Genomic DNA, 23,736 nt, shown 5'->3' on the forward strand with positions numbered 1-23,736 from the left:
AACTGAGGATCAGAAAGCTTGTTTGAATCGATGTATTTCATCCGCAGATTATGCACGAATGCTAAGAAATCCGGAGTGCAAATATTAACCAAAAAGAAGATCGTTTTTTGATTTATGAAAGAGATCTAATATGACAAAATGTTAAAAAACGCTGAATGCGTTACAGTTTGAATGGCCGATATAAAATACACTTCTAGATGTTAAAATCTACTTTTTGAGATATCCGCTTCCACTTTAAAAAAAGCTTGAATTCACCTGACTTTTAATTAAATGTAATTAAATACGTTGTATGAGATTGTATGACAAATCTAATGAATTATTTATTTCAACCTTTTGGTAAAATATATTAATATTCAATTTAAATTAAAAACTTATTTATTTTCACTACACTATCTGTATACCCAACTTTGCTTTTATTCTCTTTTAATCATTTGGACAGAATATCAATATAATCTATTAAGATAATCTAAAAATGAGATATCTTATACTTTCTATTTTTTTATTGTGAACTCTTGCTATTACCCTCTATTTTTCAATAGAATGTTAAAACATTAAATAAAATTAAAACAAATATTCAGGGGACTCCTTCATGACAAAAAAGTATTCAAAATTTTTACCATCCACCGATGACTTTAGTTTAGAAAATTTTCCTTTCTACTGGGTTACTCAGGTGCATTCACAATATGTTTTAAACGTCGACCATGCCTTAAAAAAGTATGGCGTTGATAATTCACGTCGTCGCATCCTGCTCGCACTCAAGTCTAAACCTCATGCGAGTGTTTCGGATTTATCTGAAATGGTCGTGTCTAAAATGTCGACGACAACCAAGATCGTTTATCGTTTAAAAGATGAAGGCTTAGTAGATACCTATTCTTGTGAAGATGATGCGCGTATTACCCGCGTCGTGTTAACCGATAAAGGCACTGCTATGACGCAGAAGATTAACGATCTAACGAATGTCGTTCTAGAGCAATCTTTTGAAGGCTTAACACCGCTACAAATTGAAAAAACCATGGAAAGCTTAAAGCATATTTTCAAAAACTTAGCGCGCTAAGCATTCTGCATCACCGAAATATCAATCGAAAAAGTTCAGTTGGGGACTGATTTTTTCGATTTTTATTTTGGGTGCGTGTGCACATTCAAACTCATCAACAGGAAAACCTTGTACAAAACTTTGGATGTTCGGTGATTTCCAACTTAACCATTCCTCTAATCGCGCATGCGGAATCACAATCACTGAGCGTTTTACATTGCCCGGCTCATGAAAGTGTTTCATCATCTCATGCTGAATAGCGTCCATCGTAATCATGGTACTTGAACGTACAATCTCATCACCTTGTCTACAAATGTCATATAAGGCAGCGATGTAAAACGCTTCTCCATCTTTGCGTTTAACGCTCCAACGCTGTGGCTTATTGTCGATATACATTGACTCATAAAACTCAGACACGGGAATTACACCAAATTTACATTTTGAGATTGCATTAATAAACGTAGGCTTTTGGTACAAAGTTTCATTACGAGCATTATAGGTTTTTAGTGCAATAGATTTGTCTTCAGCCCATTTAGGCACCATGCCAAAACCCACTTTTCGCCACTCTAGCCCTTGTTCAGACTTAAAGAGCAGCGGCAAATCATAATTAGGATAGACTTCCTCAGGATATTCAAAACTGATTTCAGGCAAGTTTTGAGACTTTAATTGCGCTAAGCTAATCGGTTTGAAATTGGCACACATATTTGCCATAATCCGCAAAAATTCAATCTTTATAATAAATGAAAAATATAAAACTAATTCGCTTTATTATTTTAATTCTAAGTATGTGCCTATATTCAACCGCACATGCCGCAAAAGTCTCTGTACATACCGTTTCATTTCTACCTTTTAGTCTCGACGCGCTCTATCTCAATGAATATCCATTTAAACAAGGCCTGATCAATGAAAGTGACATCCCTGCTGGCAAGTACCGTATTCAATATAAGCATTTTCGCAATCAGCAAATGATCAGTACACATCATTGGGTTACGGTCAAAAATCATCCCAATACTCAAGAACAACAATTTTCATTCGTCATCTTGCCTGATGGTGAAGTGATTGATGTCACTGACTTTAAAATTACATCTCCAGAAATGTTTCCTGATATCCGTTTTGCAAAACGTGCTCAAAATAGTTATCGCTTGATGCAAAATCTGCAAAGACAAAGAGATCAGTTTGGCGTGATTCTTCCTGACGCAGATGAAGCCCACACGACAGAATTAGAAGATCAATTTGGCTGGTTTACGGTGAATGCAGATGAAGGGCGTGTCAGGATTTCTTGTACTGGCACGTTTAAAATCAACCCTCAGGATGTGCTCCCCTATTTCACCACTGCAAATTCAGCTCTTCAGTTTAATTATCAACAAGGAAACCAAAAACATAACGCAAACTTAGCGTTTAGTGATAACAATTCGCTTATTCCAATCGAAGATCGAACAATTCATGAGGCAACGGATTACAAAAATGGCTTGAAGTTTGATGTGTATATTCACCATATCCAAAAAATGAAAACCGAATCTATTTCCACTAATCATTCAATCTACAATTACAAGGTTCAGGTCAAGCTGTATATGACAGCCTTGCAGCGTAAACCTATGCTGTTGATGAATCACAAAATGTACTATCAAGATAACTGTTCAAGTCAGGATATTGGCGCTTTTCTGTATTACAAAACACGTTGGAGCCGTTTTTGGGACTATATTCTGCCTGATATTTCATGGAAATAAACTAAAAATGTCCTGCGTAACATTAGCTGCGGTGAAGTCTATTGCACAAGATTAAATAGACTTCACTTTGAGTATTTTAAGCAGGGAACGTTTGCCAATGGGTGCGGGTAAATTCCTCAAATATCCACTCACCGTTAAAACGACCAAGGCCTGAATTACGTTCACCACCAAAGGGTGCATTAGAATGATCCGCCACACTGATGCCATTGATATGCGTCATGCCTATATCGAGTTTGGCCGCAAACTCTCCGCCGCGTGCTAAATTTGAGGTACATACCGCACTCGATAAACCAAATCGGGTTGAATTCGCCAATTCAAGTGCGTGCGCTTCATCTCGCGCTTTTAAAATCGGCAAGATTGGCCCAAAGCTTTCTTCTAATGCAATATCAGCATGTGCATCCACATGGGTGAAAATATGCGGTGCAACCAATTGACCTTCAATACCACCTGCGTAGGCTAAAATTGCATCTTGCTGAATAGCATTTTGAATAATAGTTTTTAATTTATCAACCTGCGCCTTGTTGATGATAGGCCCTATGAGGGTTTCAGTAGCATTTGGATCACCGACGACAATTGTTTTTACTCGCTGAATAAGCTTATCCACATAAGCATCATGTATAGATTCATCCACAATGACGCGGTTCGTACTCATACAGATTTGACCTTGATGCAAAAACCGCCCCATTACAGTCAATTCAACAGCTAAATCTAAATCTGCATCATCCAAAATTACCAATGGCGCATTACCACCCAACTCTAGTGCAAGCCGCTTAATTCGTGAACTTGCCAAAGCTTTCACGCCAACTTGCTTACCGACTTCTGTAGAGCCAGTAAAAGAAATCATTTTAGGTACAGAATGTTCTACAAAATAATCCCCAATTTCACTGCCGCTGCCTGCAACAACATTCAATACGCCATGCGGCAAACCTGCTTCTTCAAATAATTTGCCGAGTAATGTACCACCTGTGACTGGCGTATCACTGGCTGGTTTAAGAACAACAGAGTTTCCACAAGCAATCGCCGTCACCACAGAACGCATCGATAAATGAAATGGAAAGTTCCATGGGCTAATCACCGCTATGACACCCAATGGTTTGCGCAGTACAAAACTCTTTCGGCTCGGGTCTTTACTCTCCAGTTGCGTGGTTTGCATTTTTTCAGGAAAACTCAGAGATTCTTTGATAATGCCAAGTGCAGCATCAACCTCGATATTGGCTTTTAAACGTGTACTACCAGATTCATCAATCAACCATTGAATAATTTCTTCGCGGCGCTGCTGAATAATTTCGCTCAACAGAGTAATGACTTGCTTACGAACTTGAATCGCTTTGATTCGTTCATCTTTAAAAGCGTGTTCTGCAGCACTATAAGCACTATCTACATCAACACTACTAGCTGCTTGTAAGTCAAAAATGAGCGTTTGATTATATGGATTTAGATTTTGGACATGACGTGTTGAAGTCCCAGCTCGCCATTGCCCGCCTATATATTGAAGGTCTAAAGCAGTATATGCTGACATGATTTCAGTCCTATTTTTATCATTCGTTCCAATGTAAAGGCTTCAGCTGTGAAAAGCTATGATAAAAACAGGATGAAACTTTATTATTAATTTCTTTTACAACCCTATAAGTTAAACAGGCTTATTAATCTGCTGCATCGCTTTATAGATTCGCCAATATATATAACAGCTTATGATAACTTCAATACTCAAGTCTTTAATTGTGGTGATTTGCTCAAGCAGTGCCTCATCCATATTCACAGTCAACATGCGTAACAGCGCTTCGATGACAAAAACAATCACGATAAAAAGAACTAAAGTCTGAATAGTCACGGGCAAATACAATGCGATAAAGCGTTTTAAAAAATCTCGGCCATGCTCCCCACCATTGACTTTAAAGATGGCATTCACCCAGCTAACCAAAAGCCCTATTTGCAGAATAAATGAAGCCCAAGCTTCAGTTAGTTTAGATTCTAGGGTTAAGGTCAGCGCTAAGTAGCTAAAGAAAATCAATATTGAGCTGGCAATATAGTAGTTTTTATAATGGGTTTCTGAGACTTTATTCAGTCGTATATCATCCACCAACCGATTTACATTCCATAAATACATGGCGTTTCCTTTTCATTTTTTATGTCGACATTCTAACTTTCTCAAGCAATAAAAAAAGCCTCCGAAGAGGCTTTTTTTTGATTTACAGATTAGTCACCTGTATAACCTTTTAATTTTAAACGGTAAGCGTGAAGAAGTGGCTCTGTATAACCAGAAGGCTGCTCGCCACCTTTAAATACTAAGTCATAAGCAGCTTTGTATGCATAGCCATCAAAGTTTGGCGCCATAGGAGTATATAGTGAATCATTGGCATTTTGCTCATCCACAATTTTCGCCATACGTTTAAACACTTCTTCAACTTGCTCAGCAGTTACGATACCGTGACGTAACCAGTTTGCAACGTGTTGAGAAGAAATACGTAAAGTTGCACGGTCTTCCATCAAACCAACGTTGTTGATGTCTAGTACTTTTGAACAACCTACACCCAAATCAACCCAACGAACGACATAACCTAAGATACCTTGAAGGTTATTTTCGAGTTCTTTAGTTTTCTCTTCTTCAGACCAGTTTGTATCTGTCGCTAAAGGCGGCGTTAACAAGTCATCTAAAGATAGCGGCTGAGTATTCAACAACTCTTTTTGACGCTCAGAAACATTGCACTGATGGTAGTGAATCGCGTGAATTACAGCACCAGATGGAGACGGAACCCATGCACAACTTGCGCCAGCTTCTGGATGCTCAATCTTCGTTTTGTACATATCAAGCAACATATCTGGTTTTGGCCACATGCCTTTACCGATTTGCGCTTTACCACGTAAGCCTGCTTGTAGACCGATCATCACGTTACGGTTTTCGTAAGCTGGGAACCAGATTTGAGATTTCACTTCGCCTTTACGAACGAATGGACCTGCTTCCATGAAAGTATGGATTTCGTCACCTGTACGGTCCATGAAACCTGTATTAATAAAGATCGTGCGATCTTTCGCTTGTGCGATACAGTTTTTCAAGTTCACAGAAGTACGACGTTCTTCGTCCATGATACCTATTTTCAAAGTCTTCGCAGGTAGACCAAGCGCTTGTTCAGCACGCTCAAATAATTCAACTGCAAATGCAACTTCTTCTGGACCGTGCATTTTTGGTTTAACGATGTACATAGAACCTTTACGAGAGTTCTTGTTTTCGTTTTCGCCTTTAATATCTGCAAACGTCAATAACGGTGTGATCAATGCATCCATAATGCCTTCGTAGATTTCAGCACCATCTACAAGGATCGCAGGGTTTGTCATCAAATGACCCACGTTACGAAGAAGCATCAATGAACGACCGTGAAGCGTAGTTTCACCACCGATCAAGTTTTTGTGCGTACGGTCTTTGTTCAATGTACGAGTAACAGTTTTACCATTTTTCTCAATAGACTCAGAAAGTGTACCTTTCATTAAGCCTAACCAGTTACGGTAGCCTTCAACTTTCTCTTCAGCATCAACTGCAGCAATTGAGTCTTCCAAATCTTGAATTGTCGTTACCGCAGCTTCAAGAACTAAGTCTTTAACGCCAGCAGCATCTGTTGAACCAATTGGGCTCGTCGCATCAACTTCAATGATTACATGTAAACCATTGTTTAAAAGTACGATTTCAGTTGGTGCAGCTTCGTCACCATTAAAACCAACAAACTGAGCTTCTTTCGCTAAAGTTGCAGTTGAGCCATCTTTTAGGCTTACAACTAACTTTTTACCTTCTACCGCATATTTAGTTGCATCTGCATGCGAACCATTAGCTAGCGGGAAAGTTTCATTTAAGAAGTTTTTAGCAAATTCGATAACTTTTGCGCCACGAGCTGGGTTATAGCCCTTACCTTTTTCCGCGCCGCCTTCTTCAGAGATCACGTCAAAACCGTAAAGCGCATCGTAGAGTGAACCCCAACGTGCATTCGCAGCGTTTAAGCAGTAACGTGCATTACGCACAGGTACTACCAATTGTGCACCAGCCAATAATGCGATTTCTTCGTCTACATTTTCTGTGCTGATTTGAAAATCTTCTACTTCTGGTAATAAGTAGCCAATTTCAGTAAGGAAAGCTTTGTAAGCTTCGAGTTCAAATTTGTTGTTGCGGTGCCATTCATCAATTTTAGCTTGAATGTCGTCACGCTTAGCCAATAGTGCTTTGTTCTTTGGGCTAAGATCGACAACGACTTGTTCAAAGTTTTTCCAGTAAGTTTCACTGTCTAAACCTGAACCCGGTAGTGCTTCATTTTCGATGAAATCGTAAAGTTCTTTAGCAATCGCTAACTTGCCTTTTTGAATACGTGCAGTCATTGTCTTTCCTGATATTGCTATTTTTTATAACAAGAGATTCTAGTATACCCATTTATACTTTGCTGAATAGTACTATCACATTCCTAAATAATGATCATTTTCTATGTAATGAAATACCCTCATCATTCAACATAATAAAGATCAGAAATACGACGTCATCATCAGCCTGAATACCTTTTTACAGTGTATAAAGTTTTTGAAATGTCGAAATTAGACTTAAGTGCAGAATTTTGTTCTAAAACTGAACAAATAGACCCAAGCATCTAACAAACTCACTCGATTAAGCCATGAAATACGCTGAATGTCGATGCTGCAACTTCAACCAATCAGTTTAAATTTAACGCTTTTATCGATGAATTATTAAACAGCCCGACTTCTTATTAAATGATGCTTTTATCTTGCGAAATCGCTTTTAAAGTCGATTGTTCGTTCTACATTTTTTCTTATCTATACAAGTAATCTAAAACTAAAAATCAAAAAAAAGAACGCCATCAAGACGTTCTTTTTTCATTACAACAAAAACTCTTAATTTTCTACGGTAGATTCTGGTGCATTGATTTGACGATGCGATGTTTGAAGATAATCATCAGACTGCATTTCAAGCAAACGTGAGCGGGTACGCTCAATTTCAAATGCCAACTTCTCACCTTGATAAATATCAATAATACTATCTTCAGATGTGAGGAGTAATTTTACGCCACGATCATAGAATTCATCGACCAAATAAATAAAACGACGTGTACCTTCAGAAAGGTAATCTGTTAAATGCGGAACATTACTCACCAAAACCGTATTATAAATATTGGCAATTTCAATAAAGTCTGCAGGACTACGTGGCTTCAAGCATAGCTCAGAATATTCACACCAAAGCACATCCTCAGTATGGCCAATCGTTTCCACAATTCGATTATTAATTAAAATTGCTTCTTGTGACTGCACCTGTGTTTGCGTCAATGCTGTAAAGCGCTGTGCCATCCACAACTTATGTTCGTGGGTTAAGGGTGATTTAAACAACTGTGCTTGCTTCAATACACGTAAACGGTAATCCACACCTGCATCGACATTTAAAATAACGCAGTTCTTTTTCACCATTTCAATAGTCGGAATAAAACGGTCACGATGAATACCATTTTTATATAAACCATCTGGTGCAATGTTTGAAGTTGCTACAAGTGTGATTCCACGTGTAAATAATTTCTGGAACAAGTCACTTAAAATCATTGCATCAGTAACGTTCGATACAAAGAACTCATCGAAACAAATCACCACAGCTTCTTTGTAAATTTGATCTGCAACAAGCTCTAATGGATTACGTTGTCCTGATAGCTTATTTAACTCGCGATGCACATATTGCATGAAGTGATGGAAATGCATACGGGTTTTACGGCGAAATGGTACAGATTCATAGAACTGATCCATTAACCATGTTTTACCACGACCTACACCACCCCACATGTACACACCCTTCGGTGCAGTTTGACGGCGGAAGCGACGGAATGCTTTTTTCGACGCTTTAAAACGCTGTATTAATTCCTGCCAAACACGATCCAGCTCATGCACTGCTTGCGCCTGCTCTTGATCTGGTAAAAATTGACCAGATGCTAAAGCTTGAGCATAACGCTCAGCCGGTGAAATCGGTGTGAAAGAGGTGTTTTGTGTAGACTGAAATTCGGACATATCATTGAATACTTTTTTGGGCTACATAAATTATAGCGGAGATTGAATTTGAAGATATAACACTTTGGCATTAATCAACTTAGGCTATTTGTTATATTGGCGCGGACTATGACCAAACCAGCGTTTAAATGCGTGATTAAACGCCGCCGGCTCAGAATAACCGAGCAATTCTGCAATCATTTCAATTGAATACTCATTATATTCAATCATACGGAGTGCTTTATCTTTAATAATATCTTCACGAATTTGCTTATAACTGGTATTTAACTGTTGCAGTTGATGACGCAAAGTTCTTTCAGGCAAGTTCAACGCTTGAGCAGTTGCTGCCATACTTGGCATCGCACCACTTTGTAATTCCAAATAATCTTGCACACGTTGAACCAATGATGGCGCATCTTCATCGGCGCTTAAACGTTCTAACTCCGCAATACATTTCGACTCATATAATCGAAAAGTAATAATATCTGCGGAAGGGATCCGAATATCTAAAACATCTTCATCGAACCAAAATGCCGCAAATGGCGCACCAAATCGAACTTGAGAGCCATAATAATCAGTAAACATTTTTAATTTTTCAGGATCTTTGGGGTCAGCGAACGGCAAATCAATTTGAACTTGCGGTGTAGATAGCCCCATCATTTTGTACAGATCACGGATGAATTTATACGTTCCTGAAATCTCTGACTGTGCCAATAATGCACCCAGTGGTGCATACACATCTTGGGGTTGATAACATAAGGCCACTTTATGCTGACTGATTTGCAAACTCAAACGCCCAGTTAGATGTGTCAACTGTTGAAAGCGAATCCCCTGATTTAAAGCTTGGCGTAAAGTATCACTAGTAACCAATAACATCAGCAATGGGCCATAACCCGCCAACGTATAATGTTGACCAATAAATAACCCTTGTTCAGGTTCTACATCTTTACCAATGACTTTCAGTACATCCCACTCCAAACTCGGATGGATCACTGAGGTGGGATCGAGTGCGTCGACACGCAGCCCAATGGTTTGCAAACGTTGATCGACATCTACGCCTGCTTTACGCATTCCTTGTACTAAATACATCAGGCTTAGAATGGATCGTTTCATAAATCGTAAAATGACATTAAATTTCTTCTTTTTTACTACAAATTTGCAATTATGAACATTGCCGTTTCGATCAATTTTTCTGTCACCTCAATCATATTGTTCTGATCATGAACTCAAGTATGCTTAGCCTGTAATCTCGCTTGGAATTAAAAAAATGATGCAGGAAGCGCAAACAAAAACAATGCAAACCTCTAAAGCCAATTCGGAAATTCATACGCAAATCGCTATCATCGGCGGTGGTTTTGGTGGTATTGCTATGGCAATACGGCTTTTCCAACAAGGCAATCAAGATTTCCTGATTCTCGAAAAAGCCAATGATTTTGGTGGAACTTGGCGTGAGAACCGCTACCCTGGCGCTGCGTGTGATGTGCAATCACATATGTATTCGCTTTCTTTTGCACCCAAAACAGATTGGTCAAAACGTTATGCCGAAGCACCTGAAATATTTGATTATATCCAACACGTCACCCGTGAATATAATTTAAAACAATTCTGTCGCTTTAATAGTGAAGTGCTTTCAAGTCGATACAATGAATCAACCTGCGACTGGCATTTAGAACTCAAAGATGGTGTTAAAATTACCGCTCAATACGTGATTTTTGCATCTGGCCCGCTACATGTCCCGCAAATTCCACACATTCCGGGCATTGAAAAATTTAAGGGTAAAGTGTTTCATTCTTCGCAATGGGATCATCAATATCCATTAGAAGGTAAAAAAGTCGCATCGATTGGTACAGGCGGCAGTGCCATCCAATACATTCCAGAAATCGCACCACAAACACAGCAACTGTATGTTTTTCAGCGTACCGCGGCTTGGGTCATTCCACGAGATGAACGTAGTTATCATGGTTTAGAAAAATCATTATTTAAAAAATATGATTGGTTTCGAAAAATTCACCGCGCTCGCCTGTATTGGACCAACGAATCACGTGTCGTACCAATTGTTAAACCAACCACCATGAAATATGCGCAAAAACTGGCAGAACTGTATATTAAATACCAAGTCAAAGATGCTGAACTTGCCAAGAAACTAACGCCAAACTACATCATGGGTTGTAAACGCATTTTAATTTCTAATAAATACTTTCCAACGTTTAATCGACCTAATGTGGAATTGGTCAGTGATGCAATACAAGAAATCACTGAAAATGCCATTATTACCAAAGATGGAAAATCCCGTGAAATCGATTGTCTGATCTATGGCACAGGCTTTATTACCGATCCAAGAATTTATTTAAAATCATTTAAATGTATTGGTGAAAATGCTCAAGAACTCAAACAAGTTTGGCAAGCTGGCGCAGAAAGTTTTTATGGCATTTGCACCAAAGGCTTTCCAAATCTATTCCAATTATTAGGCCCCAATACCGTACTTGCGCATAATTCAGTGGTATTTATGATTGAGGCACAAGTCGATTACATCTTACAAATGATGCAATTGGTTTCAAAATCTAATGTTCAAGCCATCGCTGTCAAAGATCAGGTGCAAGATCAATTTAACACTCATGTACAAGACATGCTTGATGGCACGGTATGGCAATCAGGCTGCGTAAGCTGGTATCAACAAAATGGCGGTAAAAATTTTGCACTGTGGCCAACTTATACATGGAAATATTGGCTGGCTACTCGAAAAATAAATCCAGCCGATTTTCGACTCCTCAGTAAAACAAAATCTAGTCATGCAGCTTAAGTAATAACAGTTCATAATAGGCAGGTATTCATTATCTGCCTATTTTTGTATGCAATCTTTCTGGTTGATTTTCCAGCTCTTGGCCTGTTTAGGGCTTGGTTTTATACTTGCACGTCGCCTACCCACTTGGCTTGAAAAAATCGCCTTTAAACTCCTGCCTTACTTTACTTATATTTTGTTATTTGCGATTGCGATCGAATTTTCTGAAACATTACACACCATTTCAGCACCTCTGCAAATCCTCTCTTCATCAGTACTTATTGCACTATTGACCTCAGTGGGTGCTTTTATTTGCTGCTATATTTTATTTAAGCTTTTAGGCTATAAACCCAGTCATGGCAAAGTGTCCATGCAGTTAGTAACAAGCTCACTCATCAATATTAGCTATGCTTTTATTGCATTGGGTTTAGGTTATGCTTTTGCTGAAATGGCAGCACATTTTAGTCTTCAGCCACATATGAGTACTTGGGATCTACTTTTAGTCTTCATGTTTCTGATTGGGCTTGATCTCGCCTACTCACCGCTCGATCGTTCTTGGTTAAATTGGAAAATTCTACTTGTTCCACTCGGTTGTATCGTCGGTTCACTTTTGGGCGCTTTTGCTGCTGCCTATCTATTGCCACAAATCAGCTTGAAAGATTTGATTATGCTGTCACAAGGCTATGGTTTCTATTCGATGACAGGCATCGTCGTAACTGAATTAAAAAATGCGCATCTAGGTAGTATTGCGTTGATGAATGATTTATTCAGAGAAATCTTTGCGATTGTGTTTATGTATATTATTGGCTGGCGCTATCCACGCTCTGCAATTTCATCTGCGGGTGCAACAGCCATGGATGTCACCCTACCTATGGTCAAACAAGCCTGTGGGAATGATTTTATTCCACATGCTATGGTCAGCGGCTTTATCCTTTCTGTACTTGCACCTATATTGGTGAGTATATTGGCGGCTATCTAACCCCCTCACCTAAATCCTCTCCCAAAGGGAGAGGACTTTCTCTCTCCCTTTGGGAGAGAGTTAGAGAGAGAGGGTAAATATTAAAGTGTCGCCAAAATATCTTTTAAAGTTTGACGCATATTGTCCGATTTAGTAATTGGACGGCCAATCACCAAATGTGTAGAACCATCAAGCATAGCTTGTTTAGGTGTCACAATTCGTTTTTGATCATCAGCAGCAGAACCTGCAGGACGGATACCCGGTGTCACTAAAGCAAACTCTGCACCCAAAGTTTCACGCAGCATTTTCGCTTCTTGAGCTGAACACACCACACCATCTAAGCCACTTTCTTTCGTTAAAGTCGCAAGACGTTTCACGTGTTCAAATGGTTCAACATCCAAACCTAAATCAGCAAGATCTTCACGCCCCATCGAGGTCAAAACCGTAACAGCAATCAGCTGAGTATTGTAATTGCCCGCCTTTAAGCGCTCTACACAGGTTTCCATCATTTTACGGCCACCTGATGCATGGACATTGACCATCCACACACCCATATCCGCAGCTGCACAAACTGCTTGCGCTGTAGTGTTTGGAATATCATGGAATTTTAGATCTAGAAATACTTCAAAACCTTTATCATGCAATACCTTAACGACACTTGGGCCCTCATGGGTAAATAACTCTTTACCAACCTTAACTCGACATAATGCAGGATCTAACTGCTCTGCAATTGTAAGTGCGTCATATTGGCTTTTAGCATCTAGTGCAACGATGATACTCAAGAGACTTACCCTTCATTTTGACAAAATTAGTACATTATAGATGGATTCAACTTGATCAGAAAGTCATAAAACTCATGTTATTTGAAATGATTAATTTGAATTGAGCTATCTCATTATTTTATTTGAGATAAGCGTTTTATTTTTTCAGCCCATAAAAAAACACCCCGATGATCCACCGGAGTGTTAAATATAAAATTTAAATCTACTCATAAAAGTAGTTCATTTACTTCTAAAACCCAATCATAACGGGTTAGAAGGACGCTCATTTGCATCAATATCTAAAACTGTCTTTTCATGACGCGTATGTGCAGCCGCTTCAGCAGCAGCCAGTTGAGCAGTTTGAATTTGCTCTTTACGTAGGCGGTCAATATCTTTACGTAGACGTTTAATTTCCCAGTTATTTTGAAATACTCGAAATACTTGCACTGCCAATAAAAGACCTAACACCAAACCTAATGACAAGGTTAATAGCAATAAAAGCCCTAAACGCATTGCAGGCACTTGTGTAAACAACAAATCGACTGAAAGTTCAGTTCCGTTTTGCAGAACCAAAGCCAATGAGTATCCAAATAGGACCAGTAGAATTACGACCAATACGTAACGCATAAACACCCCTAACAATGTTTTGAATTAGTTTGCAGATTCGTTTACCGCATCACGTAAAGCTTTACCAGGTTTAAAGTGCGGTACAGCTTTTGCTGCAACTTCTACTGATTTACCTGTTTTTGGGTTACGACCCACACGTGGTTCACGGTGATGTAATGCAAAACTACCAAAACCACGGATTTCAATTCGGTTGTCTGTAGATAACGCTTCGATCATTTGATCGATCATTATCTTAACGGCCTCTTCCACTAAGGGTTCAGCTAAGTGTGGGTTTTTAAGAGAAATACGCTCTATTAAGTCAGACTTATTAAGTGCTTCAGTAGTCATCTGCGACCTCTTTAATTATCAAGCTACCTAGGATCAGTTTCCCGATAATAACCTGTTTAAATACAAAACGGTAGCGTAATAATCACTTACTACGCTACCGTTACAGTAATTGTGTAAAAAATATTAATTAATTTACATTAATAATACAATTCAAACACTTACTTAGTGGTTCATTTGAGCTTTGATCAAATCACCAATAGTCTTAGGACCATTGTCTGAAGATGCTGTAGCTGTCTTGTTCAAGTTAGCTACTGCTTCTTTTTCTTCAGCTTCGTCTTTCGCTTTGATAGACAAGTTGATAGAACGTGATTTGCGGTCTACGTTGATGATTTTAGCTTCAACTTCTTGACCAACTTCAAGGAACTTAGTTGCATCTTCAACGCGGTCGCGGTTGATTTCAGATGCTTTAAGAGTCGCTTCAACTTCGTCAGCTAACTTAACAGTAGCGCCTTTAGCGTCAACTGCAGTTACAGTACCTTTAACAAGCGCACCGCGTTCGTTAGCAGCTAAGAAATCGTTGAACGGATCGCTGTTCATTTGTTTGATGCCAAGGCTGATACGGTTGCCTTCAGCGTCTACTGAAAGGATAACCGCTTCAACTGTGTCACCTTTCTTGTAACGACGGATAGCTTCTTCGCCTTGTTCGTTCCAAGAAATGTCAGACAAGTGAACTAGACCATCGATACCGCCTGGTAAACCGATGAAGATACCGAAGTCAGTGATTGACTTGATCGTACCTGAAACTTTTTCACCTTTGTCGTGTTCTTTAGCAAACTCTTCCCATGGGTTAGCACGAGTTTGTTTGATACCAAGAGAAATACGACGACGCTCTTCATCAACTTCAAGAACCATAACGTCAACTTCGTCACCGATCTGAACAACTTTAGATGGGTGGATGTTTTTGTTAGTGTGGTCCATTTCTGAAACGTGTACTAAGCCTTCAACGCCTTCAGCGATTTCAGCGAAGCAACCGTAGTCAGTTAAGTTAGTTACACGAGCTTTAACGATAGAACCTTTAGGGTAACGGTTCATGATCGCTAACCATGGATCTTCGCCTAATTGTTTAAGGCCTAAAGATACGCGGTTACGTTCGCGGTCGAATTTAAGTACTTTAACAGTAACTTCTTGACCAACTTCAACAACTTCTGAAGGGTGCTTGATACGTTTCCAAGCCATGTCAGTGATGTGAAGAAGACCATCAATACCGCCAAGGTCAACGAACGCGCCGTAGTCAGTAAGATTTTTGATAGTACCAGTAACTGTTTGACCTTCTTCAAGCTGAGCAAGAAGAGCTTCACGGTCAGCTGAAGATTCAGCTTCCATAACAGCACGACGAGATACAACAACGTTGTTACGTTTAGCATCAAGTTTGATTACTTTAAATTCTAACTCTTTACCTTCTAAGTGAGTAGTATCACGAATAGGACGAGTATCAACTAAAGAACCTGGAAGGAACGCACGAACTGGACCGATGTCAACAGTGAAACCGCCTTTAACCTTACCAGAGATAACACCAGTAACGATTTCGCCGTCTTCAAAGATTTTTTCAAGTTTAGTCCAAGTTTCAGCACGTTTAGCTTTTTCACGTGATAAAACTGTTTGACCCATACCGTTGTCAAGAGCTTCAACAACTACGTCAACAGTGTCGCCAACTTGAACTTCAAGTTCACGTTGTTCATTTAAGAATTCAGCGCGGTCAACAATACCTTCTGATTTAAGGCCAGTGTCAACTGTTACCCAGTCAGAATCGATGTTTACTACAACGCCTTGGATGACAGCACCCTTTTCAACGTTGAGGTTTAATTCGCTTTCTTCAAAGAGGGCTGCAAAAGATTCGGTCATGATATACCTAGTAAAGTCAGCGGTCTTGGATCAGACAAGGCCGGTTTAATTAAGCGTCTACATAGTCCGTATAAGACTGATCAAGCTATGCTTCTGCTGAAAATTCTTTAGTTTGCTAATTGCTGATCGATGTAATTCGTCATCAGCGTAAATACTTCATCAATACTCAAAGTTGAACTATCAATGAAATAAGCATCTGGCGCAGGCTTGAGTGGAGCGACTGTGCGTTCCATATCTCGCTTATCACGCGCTTCGATATTAGCTAAAATGTCGTTTATTTTAACATCCACGCCCATAGCCTGCAACTGATTTACACGGCGCTCCGCACGGGACTGAGCAGAAGCCGTTAAATAAATCTTGGCTTGGGCATTTGGAAAAATCGTTGTTGCCATATCACGGCCATCTGCAACCAAACCAGGTGCTTGGGCAAAGGCATGCTGACGTTCCAAAAGCGCAGTTCTAAGTGCAGGAATTGCAGCAACTTTTGAAGCAAACTCTCCAACTCTCTCAGTACGGATAACTTTTGAAACATCTTCACCGTCTAAAAGCACCGAAACACCAGCTTCATTTGTCACAAATTGTATGTCTAAATTTGTTGCAATTTTTACGCATTCATCGAGCTTTGAGTCTAATGCATCAATTAAGTCTTGCTTATGCAATGACAATCCCAACAGACGATATAACGCGCCTGAGTCGAGTAAGTGGAACTGATAATGTGCCGCAATTTTAGCTGCCAATGTTCCTTTACCTGAGCCACTTGGGCCATCAATTGTAATGATTTGAACTGTCATTGCTCTTCCACTTTTGTTTATACGGTTTTTGCAAGTTTTGAAAAACCAATTTTAATCGCTGACTTCAGTTGCGCAAGGATTAACTGACTAACGAATGGCGCACGCGCCTGTAATTCAATCGTATAAGTGACTAAAGTACGCGCAGCATCAATCGCTTCGAATTGAATCACACCCAAATGATGTTTCACCAATGGGTTTTTAATAATTTTATATTCAATGCGTTGGTTTGGCTCAAGCAAGGTTATTTGCTCTTGTAACGGCTTCACTGGCCCAAAGCCCATACGACGTACAGAACCTACGCCATCAGGACGTTCAGGATCCGCTGAATCTTTAACGCGCACCACTTGAATCGGTGCAAAAGCCACGTTATAGGTCGAATGTTTTGAAAGCAATTCAAAAACTTGCTCGACCGGTGCATTAAATTCTTTTTTTACTTGAATGGATTTCATGGTGTACCCTATTTTATTTGACAATATTAATTGTCAGTAGAGTTTACTTGATTTTTTAAATTAAGTTCAGTCAAAGTGGCTTTTTCCTGTAACTTCATCAGTCGTTTTTGTTCACGACGCATTTTAAAAAAATCACTTAATTGTTGGGAGCATTTCTCTTGTAGGCAACCATGCTCAAACTCAAAGATATGATTATAGTAGCCTGAATTTAATAATTGACGCGAACTGACTAAAGAACCTGCTTTAGGCTCAGTCGTTGCAAATACCACACGCTTAATTCTCGAATGTACCAAAGCGCCCACACACATTGTGCATGGTTCCAAAGTTACATATAAGGTTGCGTCGTCGGGTAAACGGTAATTATCGATATTTAAACAAGCTTGACGCAAAGCTTGTACTTCCGCATGTGCGGTGGGATCTTTCAGAGAAATCGGCGCATTAAACCCTGCACCTATGACTTGATTTTGACTCACAATGACTGCGCCTACAGGAATTTCTTGCAATTCTGCGGCTTGTGCAGCCTGCTCGAAAGCAAGCTGCATCCAACGTTCATCACTATATTGGTTTTGTTCAGACATCAATTAATTAAATTACACCGTACTGTCTTAACAGCGCATTCCAACTGTCAATATTGGTTACAGGAGGCTCATCAGCCAGAATTCCTTTGAGGGAAAGATCTGTACCTTTTTTCCATTCTGGAGACAGGTCTTTATCGACTAGACGGGCGCGCACACCTTCAACAAAGTCCGCGTGACGAATTTTCCAATCCGAAATTTGGGTTTCTAGCTCAAACACTTCATTCCAAGAATGCACTTGCTTGCCCCACTGCCACAACAACCATGTTAATGCGGCGGTTGCAGGTGAACCTTTTTGTAGATTTTCACTGGCTTGGCGTAACCAATCACTGCGCGCATCACTTAAACCAATAATTGATTCATAGTCATGTTCAAAATTATGCCCACGGCACACACTTTGAATCACATCTAACGAGTTTTGTAATGGCCCCGGCCCCACAGGACGATGCATACTATTTAAAGTGTCATCAATGGCACGAAAATCGCCCGCTGGATAATGATCCCAATCAATATTAATGACAGTTTCAAGTACATTATCACGCTGAGCATCACAAATATGCGTTGCCCAGCCGATACCATAAGCACCTGCTGCGGTCATAATCGAGCCGGTTAACCCAGTAAACAAACCAATGGCGCCACGGTCAGCAAGGAAACGCGTCGCACCTACATCTGGATACAAACCAATATTAATCTCAGGCATTGCTAAACGTGAATAAGGTGTTACCAAGCGGAAAGGTGCAGCCATAAACAGACCTAAACCACCACCCATGACATAACCTTCGCCCCAAACCAAAATCGGCTTTGCATAGTTATGCAGCAGCAAATCTAGAGCATATTCTTGTTCAAAGAATTTATTCGCCGTTTCAACTTCATCATTGACCACCAATTGTCGCAATTTGCGTACGTCGCCACCTGCACAAAATGCTTTTGGCGTAGTGGAATCTAACCAAATCGCTTTTACTGCATCATCGTGTTGAAAGTCCTGAAAGACTTCAAGCAACGCTGTACAGATAGATTCATCTAATGCATGAAGCGATTTTGGGCGATTCAGGCGAACAATGCGCCAGCCCTTTTTCGCTTCTTCCACAATCAGATCTGGGTGATAATTTTTTGAAACGGGAGAATAAGTCATGCGTCCAGCTGCCAGTCTATTGGCTCAATGCCATTTTGTTTAAGATAATTATTACTTTTTGAGAACACCTTACAACCAAAAAAACCACCGCGGTTTGCAGCCAAAGGTGATGGATGCGCGGCTTTTAGCACCAAGTGCTTATTTTGGTCAATGCGTTGTCCCTTACGCTGTGCATATGCCCCCCATAAAATAAAGACAATATGCTCACGTTGTTCATTTAAAACATCAATCACATGGTCTGTAAAATCTTCCCAGCCACGTTTTTGATGTGAAGTTGGTTGCCCAGCCTCAACAGTCAGTACCGCATTTAAAAGCAAAACACCTTGTTCTGCCCAGCGTGTTAAGTCCCCATGTTTTGACACAGGTACCCCAAGGTCGGTATTTAACTCATGGAAAATATTACGTAAAGAAGGTGGTAATGCAACCCCCTTTTGTACCGAAAAACTCAAGCCATGTGCCTGATTTGGCCCATGATACGGGTCTTGGCCTAAAATCACCACCTTTACATTTGCCATAGGCGTCGTGTTTAAGGCATTAAAAATTAGCGGATTCGGTGGATAAATCACTTTATCCTGTTTGATTTGTTGTAGCAGAAAGTCTTTTAACTCATCCATGCGAGGGCTAAGCAAAAACTCACTTAGGCCATATTTCCAGCTAGCATCAAGCTGCACTTTAGCGAGTTTTGCTTGTTGCTCTTCTGTTAAAGACATCACTGTTAACCAATCCTAATAAAACCAAATATTTACTTAAATTCTAATTTGTAAATCAACTGCAGGGTTTAAAAATTTTTGACCCTGTTTTAATTTTTCATACATCTGAGTATCGTTCCATTCCGACTGAACCTGTTCGGAGAAGACGATTTGATCTAACTGCAACAACCCCATTTGTGCGTTGTTGATATCTTCTAAGAAGCTTTGCGCATAGCCTGTGTCTGTCTCATGCACAATCACAGAATACACCTCAACATCACCCTCACCATTTTGAGTTTCTGTTGATTTTAGAACTTGTTGTGCTAAGTAAAAGAAGATTCGTGAAAATTGTTCCGCTGAGGGCGATACGGGTAGTTCGACCCAACGTGCACTGAACTGTTTGCAGGCACGAATGTACTCAGCATCATCGTGTTGCCAAAAACAAATCGCGTGATCAAAACTGTCAAATAAGTCTTTAATTACCCCTTTGAGCAAACCGAAATCGTAAACCATTTGTCCATGGTCAAGTTTCGACGCTTTAAGTAATAGTTCGACTTTATAACTGTGTCCATGAATGGAACGTTTGCAACGGTCTGACGTGCAATTACGCACGATATGCGCGTTTTCAAACTTAAATAACTTACGAATTAACATATGTCGTAATGCAATCAAATAATCTATGGGTTCTCAGAGATTATAATGCAAAAGTCTAACAAGAGGCATTAATTTTGCTGTTCAGCACAATTGGGAAAAGGCATCATGAAAATTTAGCGATATTTAAGACCTAAAATGGTGCCATACTGCGAAAAGCCACATATACATCTTTATCTTTTCGCACTAACTCACTGGTAAATTGACGCTTTCTTTCATTTAAAATAATTTCAATTTGCGCTTTAAAATAGTTCGACTGCACACCCAATTGTGAGTTTAAAACTTCTCGATTTTCTGTGCTCACCTGTGCAAATGGCTCCATTGCCCATAAATCATTGATATTTTCAAAATGTTCAAATTTGGCAGCTTTTTGTTGCAAAGCTTGTTCGACTGCATTGACATCTAAACGATCATCCATGGTTGCCAACAAAAATGCAGGAGCGGTATTAATGTTTACCGTTGTTTCATGCGAGGGCAAGCTACTCACATAGGGTGCAATCAGTTTATATTGAGCACCTTCAAAACCACGGACTGATTTCAACTCTTCCACACTATGAAATTTTGCATTTGGCGGTAGTGCCGCATTATTTAAACCACGATAGTACGCCAGTTCAGCTCCCATCGGGCCAGAGGTCTCATCATCTTCATCTTGCCAATCGATCACAGCTTGACTTAATTCTGCGGGTAAACCAACACGCTGCAATATTTTTTCAAACCATAACTTTGCTTTGTCATTTACCACACCCTCCTCTGAAACCAGACTATTGAGGTTAAATTTGCCAGATTCATCTTGGAGCACACCTGCAACAGTTCCACCTTCCACTGGAAAAGCAGGCATGGGCTGAGCCCAATTTTCTTGTAAATGATCCACCTGCCCTGCATTTTCAGCATCATTTACCAGAAGTTCGGCAAAAAATGCTTCGGCACTTTTCGCATATAACATCGATTGATTTTGGCGCATCACGTAGGCGGTATTTTCAGAAGTATTGGCTTGTTGTTTTGCGATGCCTGCTGCAACAATGGTTGCCAAAGCCACCATCATCAGGATGGTTAATAAAGCAATGCCGCGTTGCTGTTTCATAAGCAACTCCGAACTTCAAATGACCCCACAACCTGACCGTTAACCATTCTTATTTTTATCCAATAAAAAATCAGTATTTAACAAACTGAATAGCCATTCATAGTCTGTCCCATCGACTGTGAGTTGCATCCTAATGCCGCGTGGTAACAGTTGTATGGTTTTTTCATTATTCAGATCTGCAGCTGAATCTGGCCAACTGTCCAACTCATTTGGATTGAGTACCGTGATTTTATATTGTTCAATATTATCCAGTAAAACACTCGAATCTGGCTGATCATGCCCCGTTTGGTTGAGATTTTTAAATTTTAGCCGATACAATTTTTTTTCATCAGCTTTGTATTGATATTCCACTCGCTCGTCAGGTGCAATGCCCTGATTTAATGGATCAGTGACACCTGTCTTACTGAAATTAAATCGGCCATTTTGCAATACTAACGCTGGTTGAATATCTCCATTAATATTGGCAGTTAAGGGCACAGCTTGTACTGTGTCTCTGAGAATTTGCTGATGGGCATCTTGCAACTGACTAAGCCTTGCCTCATGGGTTGCGTTTCGTTCCTTCACTTTCGAGACATAATCAAAAACCTTCCAACCCAAAGCAGACAGCACTGCGAAAATAGCAATCGCAACCAAAAGCTCAACTAAGGTAAATCCTGCTTGATTCTTCATTCCTTGCTGTACAAGCACAGGCATATCTTGAGATGTACGTTTTTTTCTAGTTATTATTTTCATCCAACGGAGCCTTATAGTTAAAGAACACCAAACTGCTAATCCCTGCTTCAACATCGCCTGTTTCAGCATTCATCAAACTCACTTGGATATCAATCCGTTGTACATTTGGACTAATGGTGGCTTGGGCTTTTTTGTCAATTTGCCATTGTTCGCCTTGTTCAGTGACTTGTTTAGATGCAGTACCCGTCATCCATTCACGATTGATTTCCATCTTAGCGATTTCATTCAACGCGACAAATTGTGCTTTATTTCTTAAAATTGCGTGTGCTGTCGACTGTGTATATTGCATCGCAACATTAGACAAAGCCATTGCCGCAGTCGCAAAAATCGCCAATGCCACCATGACTTCAAGTAGCGTAAACCCTTTAGCCCGCATTAACTTTCCCTAAATGATCGATTTCGATTTCATTACCAATGGGACGTTCTTCAAAATAAAACTGTATACGCACAGGCTTTACCTCACCATTGCCCAACCAAATCAACTTGGGTGCATTGGTATTTAACAAATCATCATTATTGGCATTTGCATACTGCTGATCTAAAGGCTGAATCGTAAAAGAGACATTTTCAGGTAATACTCGGGTTTCAAAATCTTTATAGTTTTGCCATTTATTATTCTGATTTAAAATACTATTTTCTACACGTTTTTGTTCTGGTAAATATTCTTGTACCGCATAGCTTTGCGTGTTGACATCCGTTCCAGCGTTTTGCTGTAAGGCCAATATCAAAGCTTGATCATTTGCATCGCGTAAAATTCGTTTCAGATCCATCACAAACACTTCGCGTGCTTGCATGGCTTTGCGTTGATCTGTTCCACCGATATTCAAAAGCACCAATGAGGCCATGATGCCCATAATCACAATCACCACCATCAATTCTACGAGGGTGAAGCCACGAACCGATGATGGTGATGCTATTTTCATAAGCAGCCTTTAAGCGAATTGAGCAACCGCATGCACTTGTTTTGGTAAGGCCAAGGCTTGATCAATATAAGCAACCCGCAAGGTGTCTCTTGAACCCAAATAACGCTGATAAAAACTAGAGTTCAAAATTGCTGCAGCACCATGTGTAAGTGACCAAATCGAAGCAAGATAATCACGTACTGGCATGCTACTTTGAATCGACTCCAAGTAACGCTCAGTCATACGAATGATCAATCGTAGGCGTTGTTTGCGCACTTGATATAGTTCACTAAACAAGTGCTGAATACCCACACCCGTTGTCGATAAACGCTCTTCAATTTGGTGAAACAACACTGTACGTTCTGGGTGATGTAAGTGATGCAACATAAAGAAAGCAAGGTGTTCAGGAAAAGCTTTGTCGGTGTCTTTAATCATTTCCAATAACATGCGTTCATTACGAATAATGAGCAACATATATAGTTCATCTTTACTTTGGAAATGTTTATATAACGTCCCTTTTGCCAAGTCGAGTTCTGCCGCTAGCGCATCTAGTGTCATCCCTGCTTCGCCATTTTCCAATAGCAGTTGCTCTGCCACTTGGAAAATTAATGCTTCTCTTGCTCTAAACTGAGCTTGACGATCCATCTTCACCCTATACTCTCTTA

At 39.9% G+C, this 23,736-nt stretch carries 25 protein-coding genes; 4 read left to right on the forward strand and 21 right to left on the reverse strand.

Translation table 11 applies throughout. The annotated features are described in order from the left end of the window. The first annotated feature begins 589 nt into the window (after positions 1–589). The gene (locus FTU37_RS05350; RefSeq protein ID WP_078193646.1) at positions 590–1,054 is read left to right on the forward strand and encodes a MarR family winged helix-turn-helix transcriptional regulator; all 465 of its coding nucleotides are present in this window, start codon (positions 590–592) and stop codon (positions 1,052–1,054) included. A 21-nt stretch (positions 1,055–1,075) separates the two neighbouring features. Here FTU37_RS05350 and FTU37_RS05355 read toward each other — a convergent pair whose 3' ends face one another. Beyond that, entirely contained in the window at positions 1,076–1,735 is a 660-nt protein-coding gene (locus FTU37_RS05355; RefSeq protein ID WP_168378951.1) for an SOS response-associated peptidase family protein, read from the reverse strand. 38 nt (positions 1,736–1,773) lie between these two features. Here FTU37_RS05355 and FTU37_RS05360 point away from each other — a divergent pair, with 38 nt between their 5' ends. Further along, on the forward strand, positions 1,774–2,760 hold the full coding sequence (locus tag FTU37_RS05360; RefSeq protein ID WP_168378910.1) for a hypothetical protein: 987 nt from the start codon (positions 1,774–1,776) through the stop codon (positions 2,758–2,760). A 76-nt stretch (positions 2,761–2,836) separates the two neighbouring features. Here the strand turns inward: FTU37_RS05360 and FTU37_RS05365 are convergent, their stop codons facing one another. From FTU37_RS05365 to FTU37_RS05385, 5 genes are all read right to left on the reverse strand, one after another. Beyond that, positions 2,837–4,279 carry an aldehyde dehydrogenase family protein gene (locus FTU37_RS05365; RefSeq protein WP_168378909.1) on the reverse strand — a complete coding sequence of 481 codons (1,443 nt, stop codon included), beginning with the start codon at positions 4,277–4,279 and terminating at the stop codon, positions 2,837–2,839. Between the two features lie 111 nt (positions 4,280–4,390). Beyond that, positions 4,391–4,867 (reverse strand): hypothetical protein, encoded by a 477-nt coding sequence (locus FTU37_RS05370; RefSeq protein WP_180123941.1) that lies wholly within the window; start codon positions 4,865–4,867, stop codon positions 4,391–4,393. An 89-nt stretch (positions 4,868–4,956) separates the two neighbouring features. Then, complete coding sequence (locus tag FTU37_RS05375; RefSeq protein ID WP_180123942.1) at positions 4,957–7,119, reverse strand: malate synthase G; 2,163 nt, start codon at positions 7,117–7,119, stop codon at positions 4,957–4,959. A 525-nt stretch (positions 7,120–7,644) separates the two neighbouring features. Beyond that, a complete protein-coding gene (gene zapE, locus FTU37_RS05380; RefSeq protein ID WP_067767451.1) occupies positions 7,645–8,796 on the reverse strand; it encodes a cell division protein ZapE in 1,152 nt (383 codons plus the stop codon). Between the two features lie 84 nt (positions 8,797–8,880). Further along, on the reverse strand, positions 8,881–9,888 hold the full coding sequence (locus tag FTU37_RS05385; RefSeq protein ID WP_168378906.1) for an AraC family transcriptional regulator: 1,008 nt from the start codon (positions 9,886–9,888) through the stop codon (positions 8,881–8,883). Between the two features lie 181 nt (positions 9,889–10,069). Here FTU37_RS05385 and FTU37_RS05390 point away from each other — a divergent pair, with 181 nt between their 5' ends. Together FTU37_RS05390 and FTU37_RS05395 are read left to right on the forward strand one after the other, a co-directional pair. Continuing rightward, positions 10,070–11,575: an NAD(P)/FAD-dependent oxidoreductase gene (locus FTU37_RS05390; RefSeq protein ID WP_180026952.1), complete on the forward strand. Its 1,506-nt coding sequence runs from the start codon at positions 10,070–10,072 to the stop codon at positions 11,573–11,575. Between the two features lie 49 nt (positions 11,576–11,624). Continuing rightward, on the forward strand, positions 11,625–12,533 hold the full coding sequence (locus FTU37_RS05395) for a lysine exporter LysO family protein (RefSeq protein ID WP_168378905.1): 909 nt from the start codon (positions 11,625–11,627) through the stop codon (positions 12,531–12,533). A gap of 80 nt (positions 12,534–12,613) precedes the next feature. On the opposite strand, the gene pyrF is transcribed toward FTU37_RS05395, so the two are convergent. The 15 genes from pyrF to FTU37_RS05470 form a co-directional block, all read right to left on the reverse strand. Continuing rightward, positions 12,614–13,294 carry an orotidine-5'-phosphate decarboxylase gene (gene pyrF / locus FTU37_RS05400; protein ID WP_180123943.1) on the reverse strand — a complete coding sequence of 227 codons (681 nt, stop codon included), beginning with the start codon at positions 13,292–13,294 and terminating at the stop codon, positions 12,614–12,616. Between the two features lie 240 nt (positions 13,295–13,534). Then, positions 13,535–13,900: a lipopolysaccharide assembly protein LapA domain-containing protein gene (locus FTU37_RS05405; protein WP_078188931.1), complete on the reverse strand. Its 366-nt coding sequence runs from the start codon at positions 13,898–13,900 to the stop codon at positions 13,535–13,537. A 24-nt stretch (positions 13,901–13,924) separates the two neighbouring features. Beyond that, complete coding sequence (locus FTU37_RS05410; RefSeq protein WP_067767464.1) at positions 13,925–14,227, reverse strand: integration host factor subunit beta; 303 nt, start codon at positions 14,225–14,227, stop codon at positions 13,925–13,927. Positions 14,228–14,389: 162 nt separating this feature from the next. Beyond that, positions 14,390–16,069, reverse strand: coding sequence for a 30S ribosomal protein S1 (gene rpsA / locus FTU37_RS05415; protein WP_168378903.1), 1,680 nt, complete (start codon positions 16,067–16,069; stop codon positions 14,390–14,392). Positions 16,070–16,176: 107 nt separating this feature from the next. Further along, on the reverse strand, positions 16,177–16,860 hold the full coding sequence (gene cmk, locus FTU37_RS05420; RefSeq protein WP_168378902.1) for a (d)CMP kinase: 684 nt from the start codon (positions 16,858–16,860) through the stop codon (positions 16,177–16,179). Positions 16,861–16,877: 17 nt separating this feature from the next. Beyond that, the gene (locus FTU37_RS05425; protein WP_111885054.1) at positions 16,878–17,309 is read right to left on the reverse strand and encodes an SRPBCC family protein; all 432 of its coding nucleotides are present in this window, start codon (positions 17,307–17,309) and stop codon (positions 16,878–16,880) included. 26 nt (positions 17,310–17,335) lie between these two features. Beyond that, positions 17,336–17,887 (reverse strand): tRNA adenosine(34) deaminase TadA, encoded by a 552-nt coding sequence (gene tadA / locus FTU37_RS05430; protein ID WP_168378901.1) that lies wholly within the window; start codon positions 17,885–17,887, stop codon positions 17,336–17,338. Positions 17,888–17,894: 7 nt separating this feature from the next. Next, positions 17,895–19,016: an enoyl-CoA hydratase/isomerase family protein gene (locus FTU37_RS05435; protein ID WP_078188941.1), complete on the reverse strand. Its 1,122-nt coding sequence runs from the start codon at positions 19,014–19,016 to the stop codon at positions 17,895–17,897. Next, complete coding sequence (gene ung, locus FTU37_RS05440) at positions 19,013–19,726, reverse strand: uracil-DNA glycosylase (protein WP_180007388.1); 714 nt, start codon at positions 19,724–19,726, stop codon at positions 19,013–19,015. Before ung ends, FTU37_RS05435 begins: the two co-directional genes overlap by 4 nt. Positions 19,727–19,762: 36 nt before the next feature. Continuing rightward, positions 19,763–20,359 (reverse strand): 6-carboxytetrahydropterin synthase, encoded by a 597-nt coding sequence (locus FTU37_RS05445; RefSeq protein WP_180022532.1) that lies wholly within the window; start codon positions 20,357–20,359, stop codon positions 19,763–19,765. Positions 20,360–20,489: 130 nt separating this feature from the next. Further along, the gene (gene gspK / locus FTU37_RS05450) at positions 20,490–21,437 is read right to left on the reverse strand and encodes a type II secretion system minor pseudopilin GspK (RefSeq protein ID WP_078193662.1); all 948 of its coding nucleotides are present in this window, start codon (positions 21,435–21,437) and stop codon (positions 20,490–20,492) included. A 39-nt stretch (positions 21,438–21,476) separates the two neighbouring features. Further along, entirely contained in the window at positions 21,477–22,106 is a 630-nt protein-coding gene (gene gspJ, locus FTU37_RS05455) for a type II secretion system minor pseudopilin GspJ (RefSeq protein WP_180123974.1), read from the reverse strand. A 46-nt stretch (positions 22,107–22,152) separates the two neighbouring features. Beyond that, positions 22,153–22,545: a type II secretion system minor pseudopilin GspI gene (gspI, locus tag FTU37_RS05460; RefSeq protein ID WP_078188947.1), complete on the reverse strand. Its 393-nt coding sequence runs from the start codon at positions 22,543–22,545 to the stop codon at positions 22,153–22,155. Then, positions 22,535–23,092: a type II secretion system protein gene (locus FTU37_RS05465; RefSeq protein ID WP_168378897.1), complete on the reverse strand. Its 558-nt coding sequence runs from the start codon at positions 23,090–23,092 to the stop codon at positions 22,535–22,537. Before FTU37_RS05465 ends, gspI begins: the two co-directional genes overlap by 11 nt. 9 nt (positions 23,093–23,101) lie before the next feature. Further along, positions 23,102–23,716, reverse strand: coding sequence for a TetR/AcrR family transcriptional regulator (locus FTU37_RS05470; RefSeq protein WP_168378896.1), 615 nt, complete (start codon positions 23,714–23,716; stop codon positions 23,102–23,104). Positions 23,717–23,736 lie beyond the last annotated feature (20 nt).

Source organism: Acinetobacter sp. YH12097 (assembly GCF_013419225.1).
GTDB lineage: Bacteria > Pseudomonadota > Gammaproteobacteria > Pseudomonadales > Moraxellaceae > Acinetobacter > Acinetobacter amyesii.

Bases quoted from the DNA above. Each gene is read 5' to 3' on its own strand.
- FTU37_RS05465 (WP_168378897.1), bottom strand. From the start codon at position 23,092: ATGAAAATAGCATCACCATCATCGGTTCGTGGCTTCACCCTCGTAGAA.
- ung (WP_180007388.1), bottom strand. From the start codon at position 19,726: ATGTCTTTAACAGAAGAGCAACAAGCAAAACTCGCTAAAGTGCAGCTT.
- FTU37_RS05360 (WP_168378910.1), top strand. From the start codon at position 1,774: ATGAAAAATATAAAACTAATTCGCTTTATTATTTTAATTCTAAGTATG.
- tadA (WP_168378901.1), bottom strand. From the start codon at position 17,887: ATGTCTGAACAAAACCAATATAGTGATGAACGTTGGATGCAGCTTGCT.
- cmk (WP_168378902.1), bottom strand. From the start codon at position 16,860: ATGACAGTTCAAATCATTACAATTGATGGCCCAAGTGGCTCAGGTAAA.
- FTU37_RS05385 (WP_168378906.1), bottom strand. From the start codon at position 9,888: ATGAAACGATCCATTCTAAGCCTGATGTATTTAGTACAAGGAATGCGT.
- FTU37_RS05425 (WP_111885054.1), bottom strand. From the start codon at position 17,309: ATGAAATCCATTCAAGTAAAAAAAGAATTTAATGCACCGGTCGAGCAA.
- FTU37_RS05395 (WP_168378905.1), top strand. From the start codon at position 11,625: ATGCAATCTTTCTGGTTGATTTTCCAGCTCTTGGCCTGTTTAGGGCTT.
- FTU37_RS05375 (WP_180123942.1), bottom strand. From the start codon at position 7,119: ATGACTGCACGTATTCAAAAAGGCAAGTTAGCGATTGCTAAAGAACTT.
- FTU37_RS05350 (WP_078193646.1), top strand. From the start codon at position 590: ATGACAAAAAAGTATTCAAAATTTTTACCATCCACCGATGACTTTAGT.
- gspI (WP_078188947.1), bottom strand. From the start codon at position 22,545: ATGCGGGCTAAAGGGTTTACGCTACTTGAAGTCATGGTGGCATTGGCG.
- FTU37_RS05365 (WP_168378909.1), bottom strand. From the start codon at position 4,279: ATGTCAGCATATACTGCTTTAGACCTTCAATATATAGGCGGGCAATGG.
- FTU37_RS05470 (WP_168378896.1), bottom strand. From the start codon at position 23,716: ATGGATCGTCAAGCTCAGTTTAGAGCAAGAGAAGCATTAATTTTCCAA.
- FTU37_RS05390 (WP_180026952.1), top strand. From the start codon at position 10,070: ATGCAAACCTCTAAAGCCAATTCGGAAATTCATACGCAAATCGCTATC.
- gspK (WP_078193662.1), bottom strand. From the start codon at position 21,437: ATGAAACAGCAACGCGGCATTGCTTTATTAACCATCCTGATGATGGTG.
- zapE (WP_067767451.1), bottom strand. From the start codon at position 8,796: ATGTCCGAATTTCAGTCTACACAAAACACCTCTTTCACACCGATTTCA.
- FTU37_RS05370 (WP_180123941.1), bottom strand. From the start codon at position 4,867: ATGTATTTATGGAATGTAAATCGGTTGGTGGATGATATACGACTGAAT.
- FTU37_RS05445 (WP_180022532.1), bottom strand. From the start codon at position 20,359: ATGTTAATTCGTAAGTTATTTAAGTTTGAAAACGCGCATATCGTGCGT.
- gspJ (WP_180123974.1), bottom strand. From the start codon at position 22,106: ATGAAGAATCAAGCAGGATTTACCTTAGTTGAGCTTTTGGTTGCGATT.
- FTU37_RS05355 (WP_168378951.1), bottom strand. From the start codon at position 1,735: ATGTGTGCCAATTTCAAACCGATTAGCTTAGCGCAATTAAAGTCTCAA.
- rpsA (WP_168378903.1), bottom strand. From the start codon at position 16,069: ATGACCGAATCTTTTGCAGCCCTCTTTGAAGAAAGCGAATTAAACCTC.
- FTU37_RS05435 (WP_078188941.1), bottom strand. From the start codon at position 19,016: ATGACTTATTCTCCCGTTTCAAAAAATTATCACCCAGATCTGATTGTG.
- FTU37_RS05405 (WP_078188931.1), bottom strand. From the start codon at position 13,900: ATGCGTTACGTATTGGTCGTAATTCTACTGGTCCTATTTGGATACTCA.
- FTU37_RS05410 (WP_067767464.1), bottom strand. From the start codon at position 14,227: ATGACTACTGAAGCACTTAATAAGTCTGACTTAATAGAGCGTATTTCT.